Below are 20,107 nucleotides of genomic sequence, written 5' to 3' on the forward strand. Positions count from 1 at the left end.
GGTGCCGGGCGAAAGGACGACGATGCCCCTTCACCTCCCCCGCCTCCCGCGATCCGGGCGTGCGCTCCGCGCCGGCGGAGCAGCTCTCGCCGCGACACTCGCCGGCGCGGTCGCGCTCGCCGCTCCCGCCTCGGCCGCTCCGGCGTCCGCCGCCGCGCCCCTCGCGGCCGCCGCACCCACCGCCCTCGCCGTCGACACGCACGGCCCCGCCTCCGGTGACGCGTCGCCATACGCGGCCGACCTCCGCCGCTGGGCGGCCGACACCTGGCGATCGCTCGATGCGATGACGGATCCGGCCGTCGGGCTCCCCGCGGACAACATCGACGGCGCACTCGACCCCGCCTCCGCGAGCGGGCACACGTCGCCGACCAACATCGGCGGCTACCTGTGGTCGACCCTCGCGGCGCGCGGTCTCGGCATCATCTCCGCCGACGACGCGCGGGCGCGCCTCGCGACCACGGTCGGAACCCTCGAGCGGCTGGAGCGCAACGCCGCCAGCGGGATGTTCTACAACTGGTACTCGCCCGCAGACGGTCGCAAGCTGACCACCTGGCCGGAGGACGGCTCCGTCGTGCATCCCTTCCTCAGCACGGTGGACAACGGCTGGCTCGCCGCGGCCCTGCGAATGGTCGCGAACGGCGAACCGGCTCTCGCCGACCGCGCACGGGCCCTGTACGACTCGATGGACTTCGGCGTCTTCTTCGATCCCACGCCGTACACCCCGAATCTCCCCGCAGGCACCAACAAGGGCGGGTTCTGGGAGGAGCAGCCCGGAGACACGTGCGCCAGCGAGCAGGCGCCGTTCTCCGGGGTCGGCCCGAACGTGTTCTACACCTGCCACTGGTACGACACGACGGTCAGCGAGAGCCGCATCGCGACCTACCTCGGCATCGTGAACGGGCAGATCCCGTCGTCCGGCCTGTACGGCACCTTCCGCACCATGCCCGCCGGATGCGACTACTCGTGGCAGGAGCAGAGCCCGGTGGGCGAGAGCCGCGTCTACGACGGCCTCACCGTCTACGAGGGCGCCTATCGATACGACGGCATGCGGTTCGTGCCGAGCTGGGGCGGCAGCATGTTCGAGGCGCTGATGCCCGACCTCCTGGTGCCCGAGGAGGTGTGGGGTCCGACCTCGTGGGGAGTGAACCATCCCGTGACGGTGGCTGTGCAGGAGAAGCACGGACAGGACGCCGGCTACGGCTACTGGGGCTTCTCGCCCGCCAGCAACCCCGACGGCGGCTACCGCGAGTACGGCGTGGATGCCGCCGGGATGCGCGCCGACGGCTACTTCTCCGACCAGGAGAACACCGACGTCGACCTCCCCTTCGACGGCTGTCCGACCGCCGAGCGCGGCACGAACCCTGCGCCGGCGTACGGCGACGGTGTCGTGACCCCGCACGCGTCGTTCCTGGCACTCGGCTACGACGCCCGCGGCGCCGTCGAGAACCTGCGCGGCATCGAGCGTGAGCTGCACGCGTACGGCCCCGGTGGCTTCTACGACGCCGTCGCGGTCCACAGCGGACGCATCGCCGAGCGCTACCTCTCCCTCGACCAGTCGATGATCATGGCGGCGGTCGCCAACGGCCTCGACGACGGTGCCATGCGCACGCTGTTCGCCGACGACGCGGTGCGGGACGCGCTGCAGCCGCTGATGGCGGCGCAGACGTTCTCGGCGGCGTGGGCGCCGCGCAGCGAGCCCGCAGGGGAGGCGACCGGCGGGGGAGCGGCGGTGGCGGGAATCGCGGCCGGCGAGCTCGCTGCGACAGGCTCGGGCGCGGGAGGCGCGGTCGCCGTCGCGACCGCGCTGGCCGTGCTCTTCGGGGGTGCGGGAACGATCGCGCTGGCGATCGGGTGGCGGCGTCGTCGCACGACGTGACGGTCGGCGCGGCCGTGAGCAGCTCAGGCGGAGGCCGGGACGCGCGCGCCCCGGCCTCCGCCTCCCCTCCTGATCGCGGAGGGGTCGGGTGATCGCGGAGGGTCAGCTGTCCTCGGCCTGGCGTTCCTCCGCCGCGCGCGTGCCCGGCTCGTCGCCTGGCTCCGGGTCCCGCGGCTCCCAGCCGAGGTTCCTCGCCATCCTCTCGAGGGTGGACAGAGTGGTGGCGTAGTCCTCGGCCGAGATGCCGTCGGTCGCGGCCGCCCGCACCTCCTGGACCCGCGCGAAGGCGGCGTCGTGGGCGGCGCGGCCCTCGTCGGTCAGCGTGGCGCTCTCGCCGTCGAACCAGACCCAGCCGCGCTCGGTGAAATCGGCGAGGATGCGTTCGATGCGCGCCGTGCGGCGGTCGCCGTCGCAGCGTCCGTGCGGACCGCCGTGGCCGCGATGGGGGCCGAAGCCGCGCCCGCCGCGGAAGCCGCCCGGGCCGCCGAACGGGCCGCCGAATGCGGGTGCCGCGGCCGTGCCGCGCAGGAACCCGCGCTCGAAGCCGCGCTCGAAGGCGGCCTCGCGGTCGTGGTGGTCGTGGTGGCCGTGGTGCTCGTGACCGTGCTTCCCGTCGTGGCCGTGGGCCTCGGCAGGAGCGTACGTCTCGGCGTGGGCGTCGGCGCCCCGATGATCGGGGCGACCTCCTCCCGGGCCAAACGGGCGCTCGGCGTGCCACGTCTCGCGGCTGGAGGTCCAGGCACCCTGCGGGCGCGGAGACGCCGAGGGATGGTGTCCGCCGCGTCCGAAGCCGTCGTGGCCGTGGTGGTGGTCGCGCTCGCCGCGCTCCGGCGAGCCGGAGCGGTCACGGCCGCGCCGCGCGCTGTCATGTCCGCGGGCGTCGCGCTCGGGGGAACGACCCCGTCCGCGGCGTCCGCGCGGCAGGCGGGCGGCGAGCTCGTCGGCGCTCGCCGGGCCGTCGTTGAGGGTGTGGAGCAGGCGCCAGCCGCCGCGGCGCAGATCCTGCTCGGCCAGGGCGGAGCGCATCCGGTCGCGCAGGCGGCTCTCGATCTCGCCGAACCAGTAGCCGGGCGGGGTCGAGGCAGGGGTGTTGTTCGAGTCGTCGATGGTCGTCATCGGGACCCCTTCCTATTTGTATGTACGTTGACAAGTAAATGTATAGTTACATACATGGATGATCGGAGTCAAGCCAGCCCGGGTTCGCCCTCGGCGGACGATGTCGCTCTCATCGAGAGCGCGCTGATGGCGGTGCGCCGCGACCAGTCGCGCCGTCGACCGGCCGGACCGTGGGGCGACGGACCGTTCGCGCGCGGCCCGCACGGGTGGGGGTCGCACGACCACTCCGGTCATGACCGCACCGCTCACCACGCCGACCACGACCACCCGCCGTTCGGCGACTCCGCGCGTCCCGGCTCGGGGCGTCGCGGGCGCGACGGCAGTCTCGGTCGCATCGCGCGCATCCGGATGCTGGAGGCGCTGGAGACCGCCGAGGCTGCGGGCAGCCCGCTGTCGATCAGCTCGCTCGCCCAGGCGATCGGCGTCGATCAGCCACGCGCCAGCCGCCTGGTGCAGGAGGGCGTCGAGCGCGGGCATGTGCGGCGTGTGCCTGACCCGTCGGACGCCCGCCGCGCGCTCATCCAGCTCACGGCCGCGGGCCGCTCACAACTCGACGAGGTGCGGACGCATCGCCGCAGCGCCGTCGAGTCGGCGCTCGCGGGATTCACCCCGGAGGAAGCCCGTACCTTCGCCGAGCTCTTCGACCGCTTCGTCCGCGCCTGGCCCCGCGCCTGACGCTGCGCCGCGTTTCAGCCCCGCGCGCCCGCCCTCCCCGGCGCCTTCACCGGCAGCAGCAGCGCGAGACCGAGCGCGAGCACCAGGACGATGCCGAGGATGCCCCAGTACTGCGCCCCTCCCACGGCCACGAACGTCGCGAACAGCAGCGGCGCCAGGAACGACACCGCGCGCCCGGTCGTCGCGTAGAGGCCGAAGACCTCCCCCTCGCGCCCGGCCGGGGTCACCCGCGTGAGGAAGGTGCGGCTCGCCGACTGCGCCGGGCCCACGAAGAGGCAGAGCACCAGCCCGCCGATCCAGAATGCGGTCGCGCCTCCGTCGTGCAGGAAGAACACGGCGAGGCCTGCCACGACGAGACCGACGAGGGCCGTCACGATGACGGGCTTCGGACCGTACCGGTCGTCGAACCGTCCGGAGAGCAGCGTGCTCACCCCGGCGACGACGTTGGCCGCGATGGCGAAGATGATCACCTGGCCGCTGGAGAACCCGAAGGTGCCCTGCGCCAGGATGCCGCCGAACGTGAACACCCCCACCAGCCCGTCCCGGAACAGGGCGGAGGCGATCAGGAAGAGCACGGTGTTGCGGCTCTCCCGCCACAGCCGGGCGATGTCGCGCACGAGCACGGCGTAGGAGGCGAAGAACCCGACCCGTGGGGTGGGCGCGTTCTTCTCCATCTCGGGCACCGAGATCAGCACGGGCAGCGAGAAGACGAGCGTCCACAGGGCGGCGATCAGCGCGATGATGCGGATGTTGAGTCCCGCGTCCTGCGGGGCGTGGAAGATCCCGCCCGTGCCGTCGCCGTTGTCGGTGACGAGCCCGACGTAGACGATGAGCAGCAGGACGATGCCCCCGAGGTAGCCGGCGCCCCACCCGAAGCCGCTCACCCGGCCGACGGTCTTCGGCGTCGAGACCTGCACGAGCATGGCGTTGTAGTTGACCGTCGCGATCTCGTAGAACACCGTCCCGACGGCGACCAGGGTCACTCCGAGCAGGAAGTACGACGGCTCGCCGGCCACGAGGAACATGAGCGCGGTCATCACGACCACGACGCCTGTGTTGATGCCGAGCCAGAGTTTGCGCCGGCCGGATCCGTCGGTCCGCTGGCCCAGCACCGGGGCGAGGAGCGCGACGACGATGCCCGCGATCGCGAGCCCCCAGCCGAGCCCGCTCGACAGCGGCGCCTCGGCGGCGGTCACGGCGGCGTGCGCCGGGCCGTCGACCTCTGTCTCGGCGTCGCGCGCGGCGACGAGCGCCGGATCGACGAACAGGCTCCCGGTCAGGTACACCGTGAAGACGAAGGTGGTGATGACGGCGTTGAAGGCCGCGCCTCCCCAGTCCCACAGCGCCCACGACAGCACCCAGCGGCGCGGGATGCGACGCTCGGTGGTCGAGTCGGCGAAGAGGGGGCTCGCCGACGTCACGAGGGCGTCGGTCGAGGTGGTGGGGCGTCTCGTGCTCGCGTCGCCGTCGTCGCTCGCACCGCCGCCACCGGGGAGGTCGCGTGTCATGCCCACAGCGTAGGGCGTGGCGGGGAACAGCCGGTGAACTGCCGCGCGGTCAGCGCACGGTGTCGCGCAGCCAGCCGGAGACGGGTTCGCTCTCGCGCAGGAACCGGGCGATCTCGTCCGCTGCCGCCGCAGTGGCGAACCAGTCCGGGATGCCCCAGTCCGTCCAGGCGACGAGGCCCTTGTAGCGCAGCAGCTCGGCGCGCGGATGCGGCGGCTCGCCGGCCTCCGGGCGGAACCCGCGCGGTGCGGTCTTCAACCGGTCGGAGACCACGATCGCGTGGCCGGCCGCCTCCACGGCGGCGATGGCCCGTTCCAGCGCCGCACCGGTGGCCGGGGCGTCGACCGCACGGCGGTAGCGCTCGAGCTGGTCGCGGTCGAACAGATCGACCCCCGCGCCCGCGGCCACTCCCTCGGCCGAGACCTGCACGTACCCGCCGCGCTCGAACGTCAGCCCGGCGTGGAGCTTGTAGGGGGACTTGTCGCGGGAGAACCGCACATCCCGGTAGGGGCGGAACAGCCGTGCCGCACCGAACTCGGGCGCGAGGGCGTCCGCCAGCGCGTGCATCGGCCCGGCGACGCGATTCTCGTAGCGGTCGCGGTTCTCGAGCCAGAAGGCGCGGTCGTTCCGGAGGGTCAGCTCCCGGTAGAAGGTGATCGCGTCGTCGTCGAAACCGTCGAAGTGCATGCTCCGATTCTCGCGCGTGCCGCCCGCTCAGCCCCAGAGCGTCAGCTTCTCCGGGTTGCGCATCATCCGGATCTCGGTGACGAGGCCCGCGTGCACAGTGAACGTCAGGATGCCCGTGACCACCCCCTCCTGACGCACCTCGAAGCCGAGGCCGTCGGCCGTCTGCTGCGGCGCGACGACCGACTCCGGGTACTTCACCGCCAGCCCGAGCAGGAAGCGCGCCACGTTCTCCGCGCCGAGGACCGGCCGGCGGGCGGCGCTCACGCGGCCGCCTCCGTCGGTCGTCAGCACGGCCTCCGGATCGAGCACGGCGATCAAGGCGACCAGGTCGCCCCCGGCCGCCGCCGCCCCGAACGCCTGGACCACGCGGTCGTGCTCCGCGCGCGGCACCTCCCGCTCGCGCCGGGTCGCGACACGGCGGCGGGCGGACGCCGCCAGCTGGCGGCAGGCTGCGGGTGAGCGCCCGACGATCGCGGCGATCTCATCGAACGGCAGGGCGAAGACGTCGTGCAGGACGAACGCCACCCGTTCCGCCGGGGTCATCGCCTCGAGCACCACGAGCAGCGCCGAGCTCACCGAGTCGTCCAGCGTCACCCGGTCCAGCGGGTCGCCGGGCGCTCCCGCTCCCGGCACGCCGAACGCGGCCGACGGCACGGGCTCCGGCAGCCACGGGCCGACGTAGCTCTCGCGCCGCACCCGCGCCGACCCGAGCACGTCGAGGCACACCCGGCTCGCGACCCGGGTCAGCCAGGCGCGCGGGGACGCGATCGCCGCGCGCTCGTCGGGAGCCAGACGGTACCAGCGCGCATACGTCTCCTGCACCGCGTCCTCCGCCTCGGCCACGGTGCCGAGCATCCGGTAGCCGAGGGCGAGCAGGTGCCGCCGCTCCGCGATCACCTCCGCGTCCATGTCCACGCCCATCCGGTCCTCCCTCACACCATTAAGACGGATCAGCGGCTCCGGATGTGAGGAGCGCCTCACATCCGGAGTGCCCGTGTCGTCGTGATGGGTATGGACATCACATCTGCGGCCGACGGCCTGCTCCCGCCCACCCACACCCGCGGCGACCAGCGGAGCGAACGATGAGGGTCGCGGTCGCTGGCGGCACCGGCGTCGTCGGGCGGCACACGGTGGCGGCTCTCCGTACGGCCGGACACGAGGCCGTCGTGCTCAGCCGCTCGACCGGGGCCGACGTGCTCACCGGCTCCGGGCTCGTGGCGGCGCTCGCCGGATGCGCGGCCGTCGTCGACGTCACCAGCGTGCAGACCACCTCGGGTCGCGTCTCGCGGGAGTTCTTCGGCACGGCGACGCGCACCCTCCTCTCCGCCGAGCGCGAGGCCGACGTCCCGCACCACGTCGTGCTCTCCATCGTGGGCGCGACCGAGGCGCCGAGCGCGTACTACGCGGGCAAGGCGCTGCAGGAGCGGCTCGTGCGGGAGTCGGGCACGGGGTGGAGCATCCTCCGGGCCACCCAGTTCCACGAGTTCGCCGCGCAGCTCGTCGGCGATCGCGAGAAGCGACTCCACCTGGTCCCTGTGATGCGTTCCCAGCCCGTCGCCGCGGCGGAGGTGGGGGAGGCGCTCGCCGCGGTGGCGACGGGCGCGCCCCGTGGGCTCGACCGCGATCTCGGCGGGCCCAAGGTGGAGGAGATGCCCGACCTCGTGCGCCGCTACCTCGCGGCGACCGGCCGGCGCGGGCGCGTGCTCGCCGTCCCGCTGCCCGGACGCTGGGGCCGCGCACTTCGCGACGGGACGATCCTCGCGGGTCCCGACGCGCAGCTCGGCGAGCAGACCTTCGCGGAGTGGCTCACCGCCCAGGTCGTCCGGGGAGCGCCCACCGGCCCCTGACCGGTCTGCGTCTGACCGGCCTGCGTCAGACCTGCATCGGCAGGCTGTACTGCACTCCGCCGCCGTCGCCGCGCACCTGCCGGTGGATGTCCTCCATGGTCACGTCCAGCTGGGCCGCCGTGTCGGCGGCGGCGGTGAGGTCGCGCATCAGGTGGCCCGGGATCTCGCCGTCGTACTTGTAGTAGATCTTGTGCTCGAGGCTCGCCCAGAAGTCCATGGCGACCGTGCGCAGCTGCACCTCGACCGGGACGTGGACGGGGCCGGCGCTGAGGAACACCGGCACCTCCAGGATCACGTGCAGGCTCTTGTAGCCGTTGGGCTTGGGGTGCGCGATGTAGTCCTTGACGCGCAGCACGCGCACGTCCTCCTGCGCGATCAGCAGCTCGAACACGCGGTAGACGTCGGAGACGAACGAGCAGATGATGCGCACTCCGGCGATGTCGGTGATGGCGTCGCGGATCGCCTCGAACGACGGCTCGCAGTTCTTGCGGACGACCTTCTGCTCGATGCTCTCCGCCGACTTCAGCCGGCTCGAGATGTGCTCGATCGGGTTGTAGTCGTGCAGCTCGGCGAACTCTTCGCGCAGGATGGAGACCTTCGTCGAGATCTCGTCGATGCCGAACTTGTAGGGCATGATGAACCGCGCGAAATCGTCCCGGAACGCCTGCACTTCGTCGAGGGTGGCGGGGTCGATGCTCTGCAGTGCCTCGATGGCGCGCGAGGAGAGCAGGGGTCCTCCGTGATCACCGGCGAGAGCGGGGACGGCGGCGTCGGCAGGGTCGGGATCCATGTCCATCACGCTATCGACGGTGGTTGTGCGGGCGGTGTGAATCCGGTGGCCCGGATCAGCGGACGCCGACGTAGAAGCGCGACTCGTCGCTGCGATGCAGCGCGTGATAGTACTCGAACGGCACCTCGTGCTCGTCCCAGGCCACCGACTCGATGTCGAGCACGGGGGTGCCGGGCGGGATGTCGAGCAGTGCCGTCTCCTCGGCGGTGGGGATGACCGCCTGGAGCCAGCGGTCGGCCCCGGCGGGAGAGACGCCGTAGGTGCGGCGCAGGTGGTCGTAGAGCGACCGGTTCTCGAGGTTGGCCTTGAGCACGCCGGCGAAACGCTCGTGCGGCAGGGTCGTCCGGACGAGGAGCCAGGGGGTTCCGTCGACGGTGCGCAGGCGGCGCATCCGCACGACGGGCGCGCCTTCCGCGAGGCGCAGGGCGGTCGCCTCGCGTTCGTCGGCGGCGCCTTCGTCGAGCGACAGGATGCGCGTCACGACGGTGCGGCCGGTCCCGGCGAGGTCCTCGGACGATCCGGCGTTCGACCCGATGAACGACAGGTCGCGCCGCGGGGGTGCGACGAAGGATCCCTTGGCGCGGATCTTGTAGATCAGGCCGCGCCGGACGAGCTCCGCGAGCGCCTCCCGGACGACAGTGCGCGAGACGCCGTAGCGGTCGATGAGCTCGGCTTCGGAGGGCAGTGCCTGGTCGGCCGTGAGGGCGCCGGTCTCGATGGAGTCGCGCAGTACGGCCACCAGCTGCTGCCACAGCGGCTCATCGGAATCGCGGTCCAGGCGCCCCTCCGCCACCGGGTGTGCCCCCATGCTGTCCCCCTTCGTCGGATCGACCTCGCTTGACACTCCGCCAGGCTACTGTCTAAGGTCTTGTCACTACAAGCTTGTCATGATGAGTTGGACGTGACAAGGTGACGAACCCTTCGCAGAGAAGCGAACCCCTGGAGGCAGAACAATGTCGTTTGGATCCTGGCGCCGCATCGGCGTCGTCGCCGCCGTCACGGCGGCCCTCGCACTGACCGGCTGCTCGGCCGGCGCCGTCGGAGACGGCGGATCGGGCAAGACGAGCGGCATCTCCGTCGCTCTGAGCAACGGCTTCGTGAACGGCTGGCGGCTCACCCTGATCGACAAGTTCGAGAAGGCCGCCGAGAAGCTCAAGAAGGACGGCGTCGTCTCGAAGTACACGACCGTCAACGCTCCCGGCGAGAACAGCGCGACCGAGCAGGCGTCGCAGATCCGCAGCCTGGTGCTCCAGAAGCCGGACATGCTGGTCGTCATCCCGGCGTCGTCGACGGCGCTCGTGCCGGCCGTGGAGGAGGCCTGCGATGCGGGCATCACGGTGCTCGTCCTCGATGCGGACATGAAGGCGCCGTGCGCGCACGTCGTCCGCAACGACTACGCCAAGTGGGGCGAGGTCTCCCTCGTGCCGGCGCTGAAGGCGATCGGCGGGAAGGGCGACATCATCATCAACCGCGGTGTCATCGGGTCGCAGCCGGAGGAGGAGTTCAACAAGCGGCAGCACGAGATCCTCAAGGACTACCCGGATGTCACGGTCGCGGCGGAGGTCAACGGCTACTGCGACGGTTCGACCGCCCAGAAGGAGATCGTCTCGGTGCTCGGGTCGCTGCCTCAGATCGCAGCGGTGCCCGGCTGCATCGGCGGCATGGGCGTCGTGCAGGCCTTCGAGTCCGCCGGCCGGCCGGACCCCGTCGTCGTCTTCGACACCGACGGCAAGTCGCTCAGCTTCTGGAAGGAGCGCGGTATCGACAACGGCTCCTTCGCCGCGCTGACCGACCCGGGCCAGGGCGTCGCCGCGCTGTACGTCGGCCTCGATCTGCTGGCGGGCAAGAAGGTGCCCTCCACCGTCGTGCTCCCGCTGCTCGAGATCGGCCAGGACGACCTCGACTACTGGGTGGGCACGCTCTCGGCCGACGAGTACGCCGCCTACCCGTGGGACCAGAAGAGCGTCGACGCCGCCATCGCGGCCGTCGCGGACGGCAAGGACGCCGAGGCTCCCGCGCTGCGCTAGCGCGGAATGACCGGCGAGTTCGAGGAGGACCCATGCCAACGACGATCGAACCGGCCACCGGGGGCGCGGCGCCTGCCGCGGCTCCGGAGGCTGCGGCCGGCGCGACGGCGACCATCGTCGCGCGCGGCGTCACGAAGCGCTACGGGAGCACCCGCGCGCTCACCGGTGTCGACCTGCACGTCGAACGCGGCGAGATCCTCGGGCTCGTCGGTCACAACGGCGCGGGCAAGAGCACGCTCATGCGCATCCTCGCCGGACGCGAGCGACCCGACTCGGGCGCCGTGACGGCGCGGGACACCGCCGTCGGGCGGCCGTGGGACACCCGCACGGCCGCTGCGGCGGGGGTGCGGATGGTGTACCAGGAGCTCGCGCTCTGCGCCGACCTGACCGTCGCCGAGAACGCGTACCTCTCCGATCCGCGGCGCGCAGCCCCCTTCGGGTGGCGGGCACGCGCGGAGCGGCGGATCGGCGAGGTGCTCGACACCGTGTTCCCCGGGCACGGGATCGCGGTCGTCAGGCGCGTCGGCGAACTCACGCTGGCTCAGCGCCAGATGGTCGAGATCGCCCGCGCGCTCTGCACCGAGCGACTCGGCCTGCTCATCCTCGACGAGCCGACCGAGTCGCTCGGAGTGGACGCCGCCGACCAGCTCTACGCGCACCTGCACCGGCTGACCGCCGACGGGACCAGCGTTCTCCTCATCTCCCACCGCATGGCGGAGGTCACCGCTCACAGCGACCGCGTCGCGGTCATGCGCGACGGCGCCGTGGCCGGTGTCTTCGCGGGGGCGGACGAGTCGGTGCTCCTGCACGCGATGGGAGGGGAGGTGCACGCGGCCGCGGAGGCGGAGGCGGCGGCCGACGCGCGGCAGGCGGGGGAGGTCGTGGCCGAGATCCGCGGCGACGGCATCCCGTTCGCCGTGCGCTCGGGCGAGATCATCGGGCTGGCGGGCCTCGCCGGCCAGGGGCAGGAGGCGGTGCTGGCCCGGCTCTGGTCGGCCGGGACGCTCACCCGGGGAGTGCGGGCACCGCAGCGGCGCGCCTACGTGCCGGGCGACCGGCAGACCTCCGGAATCCTCCCGCTCTGGAACGTCGCACAGAACCTCACGATCGCCGCCCTCCGCGGCATCAGCACCGCGGGCGTCGTCGACGCGCGGGCCAAGCGCGACCTCGCGGCGCGCTGGATCGAGGCGCTGCGCATCCGCGGCGCCGCCGGTACCCCGATCACCGCGCTCAGCGGCGGCAATCAGCAGAAGGTGCTGGTCGCCCGCGCGTTCGCGACCGACGCCGCGCTCGTGCTGCTCGACGACCCGTTCCGCGGGGTCGACGTGGCGACGAAGAACGAGCTCTACACCCTCATGAAGACGGAGGCCGCCGCCGGGCGCGCCATCGTCTGGTACTCCACCGAGAACGCCGAGATGGCTCACTGCGACCGCGTCTACGTGCTGCGCGGCGGCCGGATCGTCTCCGAGCTGGCCGGCGACACGAACACCGAGGAGCACATCATCGCCCACTCGTTCGACGAAGGGACGGCCCGATGACCGCCTCCACCGCGTCCGCCCGGGCGGCTGCGCCGGCATCGCGCGGCACGGGTCGACCGGCGACCGCCGTGCGCCTGCGCGCGGCCGTCGCCCAGGGCTCCCCGGCGCTGCTCTCGCTCGTCGCCCTCGTCGTGATCGTGGCGATCGCGGCGGCGATCCAGCCCGGCATCCTCTCCGTCACCGGTCTGAGCCTCATGCTCATGTCGGCCGTCCCGCTGGTCTTCGCCGCGCAGGCGCAGATGATCGTGATGTCCGTCGGCGACATCGACCTCGGCATCGGCAACCTGGTCGGGCTCGTCACCGTGATCGCGGCGACCGTGCTCGCGACCAGTCCGTTGCTCGGCGTCGTCCTGCTCGCCGGGGTGCCGGCCGTCTACGCCGTGCTGGCGGTGATCGTGCAGAAGCGCGGGGTCCCCTCCATCATCGTGACCCTCGGCATGTCGTTCGTCTGGCTGGGCCTCGGCCTGCAACTCCTCCCGACGCCGGGAGGCGCCACACCGGCGTGGCTCACCGCCATCGGCTCCTGGCGCAGCACGGTGGTGCCGCCGCCGCTTGCCTTCATCGCGATAGCCGCCGTGCTCGGCTGGTGGATCGTCCGGCGCAGCCGCGCGGGCGCCCGGATGCGTGCGCTGGGCTCCAGCGCCGCCACCCTCGACAAGGCCGGTTGGTCGCCGACGAGGACCCGTGTGACGGCCTACGTGTTCGCAGCCCTCCTCATCGTCGTCTCCGGGCTCCTGCTCGCCGCGCAGACACGCTCCGGCGACATCAACTCCGCGAGCAACTTCACCCTCACCACCATCGCCGCGGTGATCCTCGGCGGCGGCACCTTCTCCGGTGGCCGCGCCCTCCCCATCGGCACCGCTCTCGGCGCCGTCACCCTCGGCCTCATCTCGGTGCTCCTCAGCCTCGTCGCGCTCCCCTCGAGCATGCAGGCGGGCGCGCAGGGTGTGATCGTGCTCGCGGTGCTGGCCGGCCGCATCGTCACCGAGAGGTTCAGCAGATGACCACCTCCACCTCGACTCCTCCGCCCGCGCCCACCCTGCCGACGCAGGTCGGCGCGCGGTCCCGGCTCCGCTGGCCGGCCTGGGGCTGGTCCCTGATCGGCGTGCTGGCCGTCTGGCTGTGCATCGTCGCCGTGCGGCCCGGCCAGCCCTTCGAACCGCTGGCGCAGGCGCTCTCGCTGGCGCCCTTCCTCGTCCTCGTGGCGCTCGGGCAGATGCTCGTCATCACGCTCGGCCCGGGCAACATCGATGTGTCGGTCGGCACTGTGGTGTCGATGGCGTCGTACGTCGCCGTGGGCGTCGGTGCGGCCGCCGGACCAGTCATCGGTGTCGCGGCAGCGGTGGGCGCAGGGGTCGCCGCGGGACTCGTGAGCGTGGTCGCCATCCTGGTGCTGCGGGTCCCTCCGATCATCGCGACCCTCGCGACGAGCCTGATCGTGCAGTCCTGCACGCTGCTCCTGGCCGACAGCAACCGTGCGACTGCGGGGGCCGGTCTCCGCACCTTCGTCAACGCGAAGCTCCTGGGCGTCCCGGTGATGGCGCTGCTCGTGGTCGTCGTCACCGCTCTCGTCGCGGTCGTGCTCGCCCGCACGCGTTTCGGGCTCGGCGTGCTCGCCGTCGGTCAGAGCCCGCGGGCCGCCGAACGGGCGGGCGTCCGTGTCTGGCGGGTCACCGCAATCACCTACGTGGTCAGCGGCGCGTTGGCCGGCCTCGCCGGAGGGCTGCTCGCCGCCTTCATCTCGCCGAGCACCGTGCTCGGCACCTCCTACATGCTCGACTCGGTCGCCGTCGTCGTGATCGGCGGCACCCTGATCTCGGGCGGCCGTGCCGTCCCCGTCGGCGCCTGGACCGGCGCGCTGTTCTTCGTGCTGCTGTCGGGCCTGCTCAACCTCGTCGGCTGGAGCGTCGGCGCCCAGAACATCCTCAAGGGCGTCCTCGTGGTCGCGGTCGTCGTCGTCTCGGCGGCGGCCACCGGCACCGGCCGCTCCGCCCTCGCGCGTCTGCGCGACTCCCTGACCATGACCGCAAAGAAGAAGGAGAACACCCATGGCTGACCTCGACGACCTCCGCGACGGGACCGATTTCACCGGCGCCGCCCCCCAGGCGGGCGACTTCCCGCTCAAGGGCCTCGCTGGGCAGGACTGGGGGATGCGCGCCCGCCTCTCCCGGGTGTTCGACCCGACGGACGGCAAGACCGTCATGCTGGCCTTCGACCACGGCTACTTCCAGGGGCCGACCTCGGGCCTCGAGCGGCTCGACCGCTCGATCGTGCCGCTGATCCCGCAGGCGGATGCCCTGATGTGCACGCGCGGCGCACTGCGGACCACCATCCCGGCGACGACAGGCAAAGGGGTCGTGCTGCGCGCGAGCGGCGGACCCAGCGTGCTCGGCGACCTGAGCGCGGAGGATCTGGCCGTCGGCATCGACGACGCCGTGCGCCTCGACGCCGCCGCACTGGCCGTGCAGGTCTTCGTCGGCTCGGAGAACGAGAGCCGTTCGGTCCGCAACCTCACGACACTGGTCGACCAGGGCCAGGCCGCGGGCATCCCGGTGCTCGCCGTGACCGCGGTGGGGCGTGACATGGTGCGCGATGCGCGGTACTTCCGTCTCGCCACGCGGATCGCGGCCGAGCTCGGGGCCGCGTTCGTCAAGACCTACTACGTCGAGGACGGGTTCGAGACCGTCACCAGCGCGTGCCCGGTCCCGATCGTGATCGCCGGCGGCAAGAAGGTGGAGGAGCGCGAGGCTCTGCGCGTCGCGTACCGCGCGATCCAGGAGGGTGCCGCCGGCGTCGACATGGGCCGCAACGTGTTCCAGTCGGAGCATCCGGCGGCGATGCTCTCGGCGGTCCGCGGCGTCGTCCACGACGGCCTCACCGCCGACGACGCGTTCGCTCTCTTCGAGCAGCTCTCGCACTGACATGCCGGCCCTCACCACCTACACCCCGGAGATCCCGTCGGTCGACGTCGCCGTGATCGGCGCGGGCATCAACGGTCTTGCCGTGGCCCGCGAGGCCGCCGCGCGCGGCCTGAGCGTCGCCGTGTTCGACCAGGACGACCTGGCCGCCCGGACCTCGGCGATCTCGACGCGCCTCATCCACGGCGGGCTCAAGTACCTCGAGCGGTTCGAGCTGAACCTCGTCCATGAGTCGATCCGTGAGCGCAACATCCTGCTCGCGAAGGCTCCGCACCTGGTGCACCATTACCCGATGCTCATCCCGTTCTCGAAGCAGCAGAGCCGGCCCGGCTGGCTGCTCGCGTGCGGTCTGATGCTGCACGATGTGCTGTCGCTCGGCAAGCCGCTGCCCTTCAACCGCATCGTCTTCCGCCGGCGGCTGGAGCGCGAGTGGCCCGCGCTGGCCGCGGCCGGGCTGCGCTGGGGCGGCCTGTTCCACGACGCGAACGTGCCCGTCACCGAGCGGCTCGCGGTCGAACTGGCCGTGGACGCGCAGCGCAGTGGCGCCATCGTCTCCACCCACGCCCCGGTCGAGTCCCTCGTGCGGGTCGGTGGACGTATCGCCGGCCTCCGCTACCGCGATCGGGAGACCGGGGAGACGAAGACGGTGCCCGCCCGTCTGGTCGTCAACGCCGCCGGCCCCTGGGTCGACAGCGTGCTCGACCTCGCCGGCGCGCACGATCGTCGGATGGGGCCGACCAAGGGCAGCCATCTCGTCGTGGCCGCCTTCCCCGGCGCGCCGGACACCTGCATCTTCTTCGAGTCGCCGGACGACGCCCGGCCGATGTTCGTGCTGCCCTGGGAGGGCAAGTACATGATCGGCACCACCGACCTGCCGTACGACGGCTCCATCGACGATGTCGTGATCGACGACGACGAGACCGCGTACCTGCTCGGCGCCGTCAACGCGCTCATCCCGGAGGCGCGGCTCGGGGCCGACGACGTGCTGTGGTCCTACTCGGGCGTGCGTCCCCTGCCCTACGTCGGCGACGTGGACGATCCGTCCACGGTCAGCCGTGACCACGAGATCGTCGTGCACTCGGGCGCCGACGCCGGCCTGGTGACCATCATCGGCGGCAAGCTGACCACGCATCGCGCGCTCGGCGAACTGGTGGCGCGCCGCCTGGAGCGGGAGCTCGGTCGCCGCCCCGGCCCGTCGCCGACCCGCGCGGCGCGACTGCCCGGTGCGCCCGAGGGCGACTGGCCGGCCTATCGCAGCCGGTTCGTGGCGAAATCCACCCTGCCCCCGAGTACCGCGGCGCGTCTGGTCGACACCTACGGCGTCGTCGCCGAGCGCATCGAGCGGCTCGTCGTCGACACGCCCACGCTCGGCGAGGTGGTCGACCCCGAGACCGGGGCGATCGCCGCAGAGGCGGTGCACGCGGTCCGGGAGGAGGGCGCCCTCAGCCTCGAGGACGTCGTCCTCCGCCGCATGGCGGTCGCGCTCAACAGCGATGTCGGCCTCGCCGCGGCCCCGGCGGTCGCCGCCGTCCTGGTCGCCAATCGCGACTGGACCGCCGAGCGCGCCGAGCGCGAACTTGACCGCTACCGCGCCGCGATGCGACGCTTCAAGCCCCGCGCTCTCGACGCCGAGCGCGAGGCCGGGACCATGCGAGGAAGCACGGAATGAAGCACTGCCTGATCGGGATCGACGTCGGCCTCACGGCCGCCAAGGCCGCGGCGTTCGACGAGGCCGGCGCCGAACTGCGCGCGGTGTCCGCGGCCAACCCGCGCGTGGCCGTCGCCGCGGACCGCCAGGAGATCGACATGGCGGCCTTGTGGGACGTCGTCGCCGGCGTGCTCGCCGAGCTCACCGGCTGGCTCACGGCCGAAGGCTGGACCATCTCGGGCATCGGCGCCACCGGTCACGGCAACGGCCTCTACCTCGTCGACGAGCAGCTGCGCCCCGTGCGGGCGGCCTTCGCCTCCACCGACAGCCGCGCCGAGCGGATCGTCGCCGCCCTCGATCCCGTCGAGGTGGAGGCGGTGCGTCGGGTCACCGGTTCCGTCCCGTGGGCGGGCCAGCCCGGTGTACTGCTCCGCTGGCTTCTCGATGAGGAGCCGCAGGCCCTCGGGCGCGCGAGGTGGGCCCTGAGCTGCAAGGACTGGATCACCTCCCGCCTCACCGGCCGACCGAGCGCCGACTACTCGGACGCCTCCGCCTGTGGCCTGGTCGACCTCGCGGCGCGCACCTACGAGCCCGCCGTGTTCGATCTGCTCGGCCTCCCACGCGACCTGATGCGGTTGTTGCCGCCGCTGTCGCGCTCCGATGAGGTCGTGGGCACCGTGACCGCAGAAGCCGCCGCCGCCACGGGCCTCCCGGCCGGCGCCCCCGTCGTCGCCGGATGCATGGACTGCGTCGCGAGCCCGATCGGGGCCGGCGCCGTCCGGCCGGGCGATGTGACGATCATCGTCGGCACCTGGGCGATCAACTCCGTCGTCGTCCCCGCCGATGCCGAGCCGCCACGGGTGACGCTCAACGCGCTGCTCCCCGACCCCCGTCACATGCTGGCCCAGGAGGTCGCACCCACCTCCGCCGCGGGAGTCGAGTGGTTCTCGACGCTGATGTCGAGCGTGGCCGCCGACGCGGTCACCCCGCGCGACCTGCTGCACGCCGCCTCGACGGTGGAGGCGGGCGCCGACGGCCTCCTCTTCCTCCCGTTCGTGCACGGCGCGCCGGAGCACCTCGGCGCTTCCGGGACCCTCCTCGGCGCCAAAGACAAGCACGGCTACCGTGAGATCGCGCGCGCTGTCGCCGAGGGGGTGACCCAGTACCACCGTGTTCAGCTCGAGAAGGTGTGCGCGAGCGGCGCGACCATCTCGGACGGCCCGTGGACCCTCGCCGGCGGAGGCGCCAAGAATCCGCTCTGGGCGCAGATGTTCGCCGACGTGGTCGGTCATCCGGTGCGCCGCCAGCTCGGGACGGAGCTCGGCGCGCGTGGCGTCGCATCCCTGGCCGCCGCCGGGGTGGGCGTCGAAACGGCCGGCTGGTGGGGCGGCCCCGACCCCGCCCTCGTCGTCGCACCGGGCGCCGATCGCGAGGCCTACCGGCGCCAGGCCGACCGGTTCGACCGCGCGCTCGCCGCGATGGGCTCCGTGTGGACGGAGCTGGCCCGATGAGCGGCTCGCCATACGGTCCCGAGGTGGATGCCGCACTGGCGGAGATCACCCGGGTCTCCCGGACGCTCGGAGCCGATCCCTCCCTCGTGCTGCACGGCGGCGGCAACACCTCCATCAAGGCGACCGGCCACGACGCCACCGGCGACGAGGTGGAACTCGTGCTGGTCAAGGGCAGCGGGTGGGATCTCGGCTCGATCGAGCCCGCCGGATTCGCTCCGCTGCGCCGCGAGCGCCTGCTGCGCCTGCTGGCGCTGACCGAGCTGACCGACAGCGGGATGGTGAACGAGCTCCGGCAGGCGTCGCTCGACGCCTCCGCGCCGACGGCGTCCATCGAGGCGCTGTTGCACGCGCACCTGCCGTCCCGGGTCGTCCTCCATTCGCACGCGGACGCCGTCGTCGCCCTCACCGATCAGCCGGACGGCGTCGAGCGGGCGGCGCGTGTGCTCGGCGACCGCGTCGCGGTCCTGCCGTATGTGATGCCGGGATTCCCGCTCGCGCGGGCCGTCGCCGACGCGGACCTGCGCGGGGTCGACGCCCTGGTGCTGGCCAACCACGGTCTGTTCACGTTCGCCGACGACGCCGACGAGGCCCTGCGCCGCCACCTCGAGCTGGTGGATCTGGCGTCGGTCTCCGCCGGCTCGCCGCGCTGGGGTGATGAGGGGGCGCCGGTCGAGCGGGCCGGATCGGTCGAGGCCATCGCCGAACTCCGGCGCGATCTCTCCCTGGCCGCAGGCACGCCGCTGATCGTGCGGCAGTCGGCATCGTCGCGTGCTCTGCGGTACGCGCAGCGACCGGATCTCCGGGAGGCGACCTCCCGCGGCACGGCGACTCCCGAGCACGTCATCCGCACCAAGCGCACTCCGCTCGTCGGCCGCGACGTGGCCGCCTATGCCGCCGACTACGCCCGCTATGTCGACGCGCACCGCGACCGGATACCCGGCCCGATCGAGCCCATCGATCCTGCCCCGCGGGTGATCCTCGATCCCGAGCTGGGCCTGCTCACGGCAGGCATGTCCCGCTCGGCCGCCGATGCCGTGCACGACATCGCGCTGCACACCATGGACATCGTGGAGGCGGCCGACCGGCAGGCCGGCTACCGCTCGCTCGACGAGGCCCTGAGCTTCGACATCGAGTACTGGGAGCTCGAGCAGGCGCGCCTGCGCTCCGGCGCCCGTGCCCGGCCGCTCGACGGCGAGGTCGCGCTCGTCACCGGCGCCGCGTCCGGGATCGGCCGGGCGACCGCTGCGGCGCTGCTCGCCCAGGGCGCGTCGGTCGTCGGCGTCGACCTCAGCCCGGACGTGACCGATGTGTTCGACGGTTCGTCGTGGCGGGGGATCGTCGGCGACGTGGCGGAGCCCGCCGTGCTGGATGCCGCGGTCGAGACGGCGGCGCGGGAGTTCGGCGGCCTCGACGCACTCGTGGTCGCCGCCGGGATCTTCCCCGCCGGCGAGTCCCTCGCCACCCTCGCGGACGACGTCTGGGAGCGGGCGATGCGGGTCAACGCCGGTGCCGTGGCCCGGGCGCTGCGGGCGGCGCATCCGCTGCTCGCCGTCGCGCCGCGCGGCGGCCGTGTGGTGCTGGTGTCGACGAAGAACGTCGCCGCGCCCGGCCCGGGAGTCGCCGCGTACTCCGCCAGCAAGACCGCCGCAGCACAGCTCGCCCGGGTGGCGGCGCTGGAGTGGGCCGCGGACGGCATCCGCGTGAACCAGGTCGAACCCGACGCCGTCTTCGACACCGCGATCTGGACGCCCGGGCTTCTTGCCGAGCGCGCCGCGCACTACGGGCTCACGGTCGAGGAGTACCGCACCCGAAACCTCCTGGGCGTCGAGGTCACCAGCGCTCTGGTCGCGGAGGCGGTGCTCACGTTCATCGCGGGCCTCCCGGCCACGACCGGCGCGCACCTCTCGGTGGACGGCGGCAACGACCGCGTGGTGTAGCCGGCGGCGCCGCGGCTGCCGCGACCGGAAT

Annotated in this window: 17 protein-coding genes; 11 read left to right on the plus strand and 6 right to left on the minus strand. The window is 72.7% G+C overall.

Annotated features, from left to right (window positions below):
- The first annotated feature begins 22 nt into the window (after window positions 1-22).
- On the plus strand, window positions 23-1,876 hold the full coding sequence (locus tag LLS1_RS02140; RefSeq protein WP_226653383.1) for a glucoamylase family protein: 1,854 nt from the start codon (window positions 23-25) through the stop codon (window positions 1,874-1,876).
- Between the two features lie 102 nt (window positions 1,877-1,978).
- On the opposite strand, the gene LLS1_RS02145 is transcribed toward LLS1_RS02140, so the two are convergent.
- Entirely contained in the window at window positions 1,979-2,992 is a 1,014-nt protein-coding gene (locus LLS1_RS02145; protein ID WP_226653384.1) for a hypothetical protein, read from the minus strand.
- Window positions 2,993-3,046: 54 nt separating this feature from the next.
- Between LLS1_RS02145 and LLS1_RS02150 the strand changes: the two genes are divergently transcribed.
- Window positions 3,047-3,667, plus strand: a complete 621-nt coding sequence (locus tag LLS1_RS02150; RefSeq protein ID WP_226653385.1) for a MarR family winged helix-turn-helix transcriptional regulator — start codon at window positions 3,047-3,049, stop codon at window positions 3,665-3,667.
- A gap of 14 nt (window positions 3,668-3,681) precedes the next feature.
- Here LLS1_RS02150 and LLS1_RS02155 read toward each other — a convergent pair whose 3' ends face one another.
- The 3 genes from LLS1_RS02155 to sigJ are packed head-to-tail and all read right to left on the minus strand — an operon-like array spanning window position 3,682 to window position 6,781.
- The gene (locus LLS1_RS02155; protein ID WP_226653386.1) at window positions 3,682-5,175 is read right to left on the minus strand and encodes an MFS transporter; all 1,494 of its coding nucleotides are present in this window, start codon (window positions 5,173-5,175) and stop codon (window positions 3,682-3,684) included.
- A 49-nt stretch (window positions 5,176-5,224) separates the two neighbouring features.
- Window positions 5,225-5,860 (minus strand): DUF2461 domain-containing protein, encoded by a 636-nt coding sequence (locus LLS1_RS02160; protein WP_226653387.1) that lies wholly within the window; start codon window positions 5,858-5,860, stop codon window positions 5,225-5,227.
- Window positions 5,861-5,887: 27 nt separating this feature from the next.
- On the minus strand, window positions 5,888-6,781 hold the full coding sequence (gene sigJ, locus LLS1_RS02165; protein WP_223358390.1) for an RNA polymerase sigma factor SigJ: 894 nt from the start codon (window positions 6,779-6,781) through the stop codon (window positions 5,888-5,890).
- Window positions 6,782-6,942: 161 nt separating this feature from the next.
- Between sigJ and LLS1_RS02170 the strand changes: the two genes are divergently transcribed.
- A complete protein-coding gene (locus tag LLS1_RS02170) occupies window positions 6,943-7,707 on the plus strand; it encodes an SDR family oxidoreductase (protein ID WP_226653388.1) in 765 nt (254 codons plus the stop codon).
- Window positions 7,708-7,732: 25 nt separating this feature from the next.
- Here LLS1_RS02170 and LLS1_RS02175 read toward each other — a convergent pair whose 3' ends face one another.
- Together LLS1_RS02175 and LLS1_RS02180 are read right to left on the minus strand one after the other, a co-directional pair.
- A complete protein-coding gene (locus tag LLS1_RS02175; RefSeq protein WP_223358388.1) occupies window positions 7,733-8,497 on the minus strand; it encodes a GTP pyrophosphokinase family protein in 765 nt (254 codons plus the stop codon).
- A 55-nt stretch (window positions 8,498-8,552) separates the two neighbouring features.
- Window positions 8,553-9,305 (minus strand): GntR family transcriptional regulator, encoded by a 753-nt coding sequence (locus LLS1_RS02180; RefSeq protein WP_226653389.1) that lies wholly within the window; start codon window positions 9,303-9,305, stop codon window positions 8,553-8,555.
- Between the two features lie 145 nt (window positions 9,306-9,450).
- Here LLS1_RS02180 and LLS1_RS02185 point away from each other — a divergent pair, with 145 nt between their 5' ends.
- The 8 genes from LLS1_RS02185 to LLS1_RS02220 are packed head-to-tail and all read left to right on the plus strand — an operon-like array spanning window position 9,451 to window position 20,076.
- Window positions 9,451-10,524, plus strand: a complete 1,074-nt coding sequence (locus LLS1_RS02185) for a substrate-binding domain-containing protein (RefSeq protein ID WP_226653390.1) — start codon at window positions 9,451-9,453, stop codon at window positions 10,522-10,524.
- Between the two features lie 32 nt (window positions 10,525-10,556).
- A complete protein-coding gene (locus LLS1_RS02190) occupies window positions 10,557-12,062 on the plus strand; it encodes a sugar ABC transporter ATP-binding protein (RefSeq protein WP_226653391.1) in 1,506 nt (501 codons plus the stop codon).
- Window positions 12,059-13,066, plus strand: coding sequence for an ABC transporter permease (locus tag LLS1_RS02195; protein WP_226653392.1), 1,008 nt, complete (start codon window positions 12,059-12,061; stop codon window positions 13,064-13,066). Before LLS1_RS02190 ends, LLS1_RS02195 begins: the two co-directional genes overlap by 4 nt.
- Window positions 13,063-14,118: an ABC transporter permease gene (locus tag LLS1_RS02200; protein WP_226653393.1), complete on the plus strand. Its 1,056-nt coding sequence runs from the start codon at window positions 13,063-13,065 to the stop codon at window positions 14,116-14,118. The genes LLS1_RS02195 and LLS1_RS02200 overlap by 4 nt, the downstream gene beginning before the upstream one ends.
- Entirely contained in the window at window positions 14,111-14,983 is an 873-nt protein-coding gene (gene lsrF, locus LLS1_RS02205; protein WP_226653394.1) for a 3-hydroxy-5-phosphonooxypentane-2,4-dione thiolase, read from the plus strand. Before LLS1_RS02200 ends, lsrF begins: the two co-directional genes overlap by 8 nt.
- A 1-nt stretch (window position 14,984) precedes the next feature.
- Complete coding sequence (locus tag LLS1_RS02210; RefSeq protein WP_226653395.1) at window positions 14,985-16,649, plus strand: glycerol-3-phosphate dehydrogenase/oxidase; 1,665 nt, start codon at window positions 14,985-14,987, stop codon at window positions 16,647-16,649.
- Entirely contained in the window at window positions 16,646-18,139 is a 1,494-nt protein-coding gene (locus LLS1_RS02215; protein ID WP_226653396.1) for an FGGY-family carbohydrate kinase, read from the plus strand. The genes LLS1_RS02210 and LLS1_RS02215 overlap by 4 nt, the downstream gene beginning before the upstream one ends.
- A complete protein-coding gene (locus tag LLS1_RS02220) occupies window positions 18,136-20,076 on the plus strand; it encodes an SDR family NAD(P)-dependent oxidoreductase (protein WP_226653397.1) in 1,941 nt (646 codons plus the stop codon). The genes LLS1_RS02215 and LLS1_RS02220 overlap by 4 nt, the downstream gene beginning before the upstream one ends.
- Window positions 20,077-20,107: the final 31 nt, after the last annotated feature.

This window comes from Leifsonia sp. LS1 (assembly GCF_020521355.1).
GTDB lineage: Bacteria > Actinomycetota > Actinomycetes > Actinomycetales > Microbacteriaceae > Leifsonia.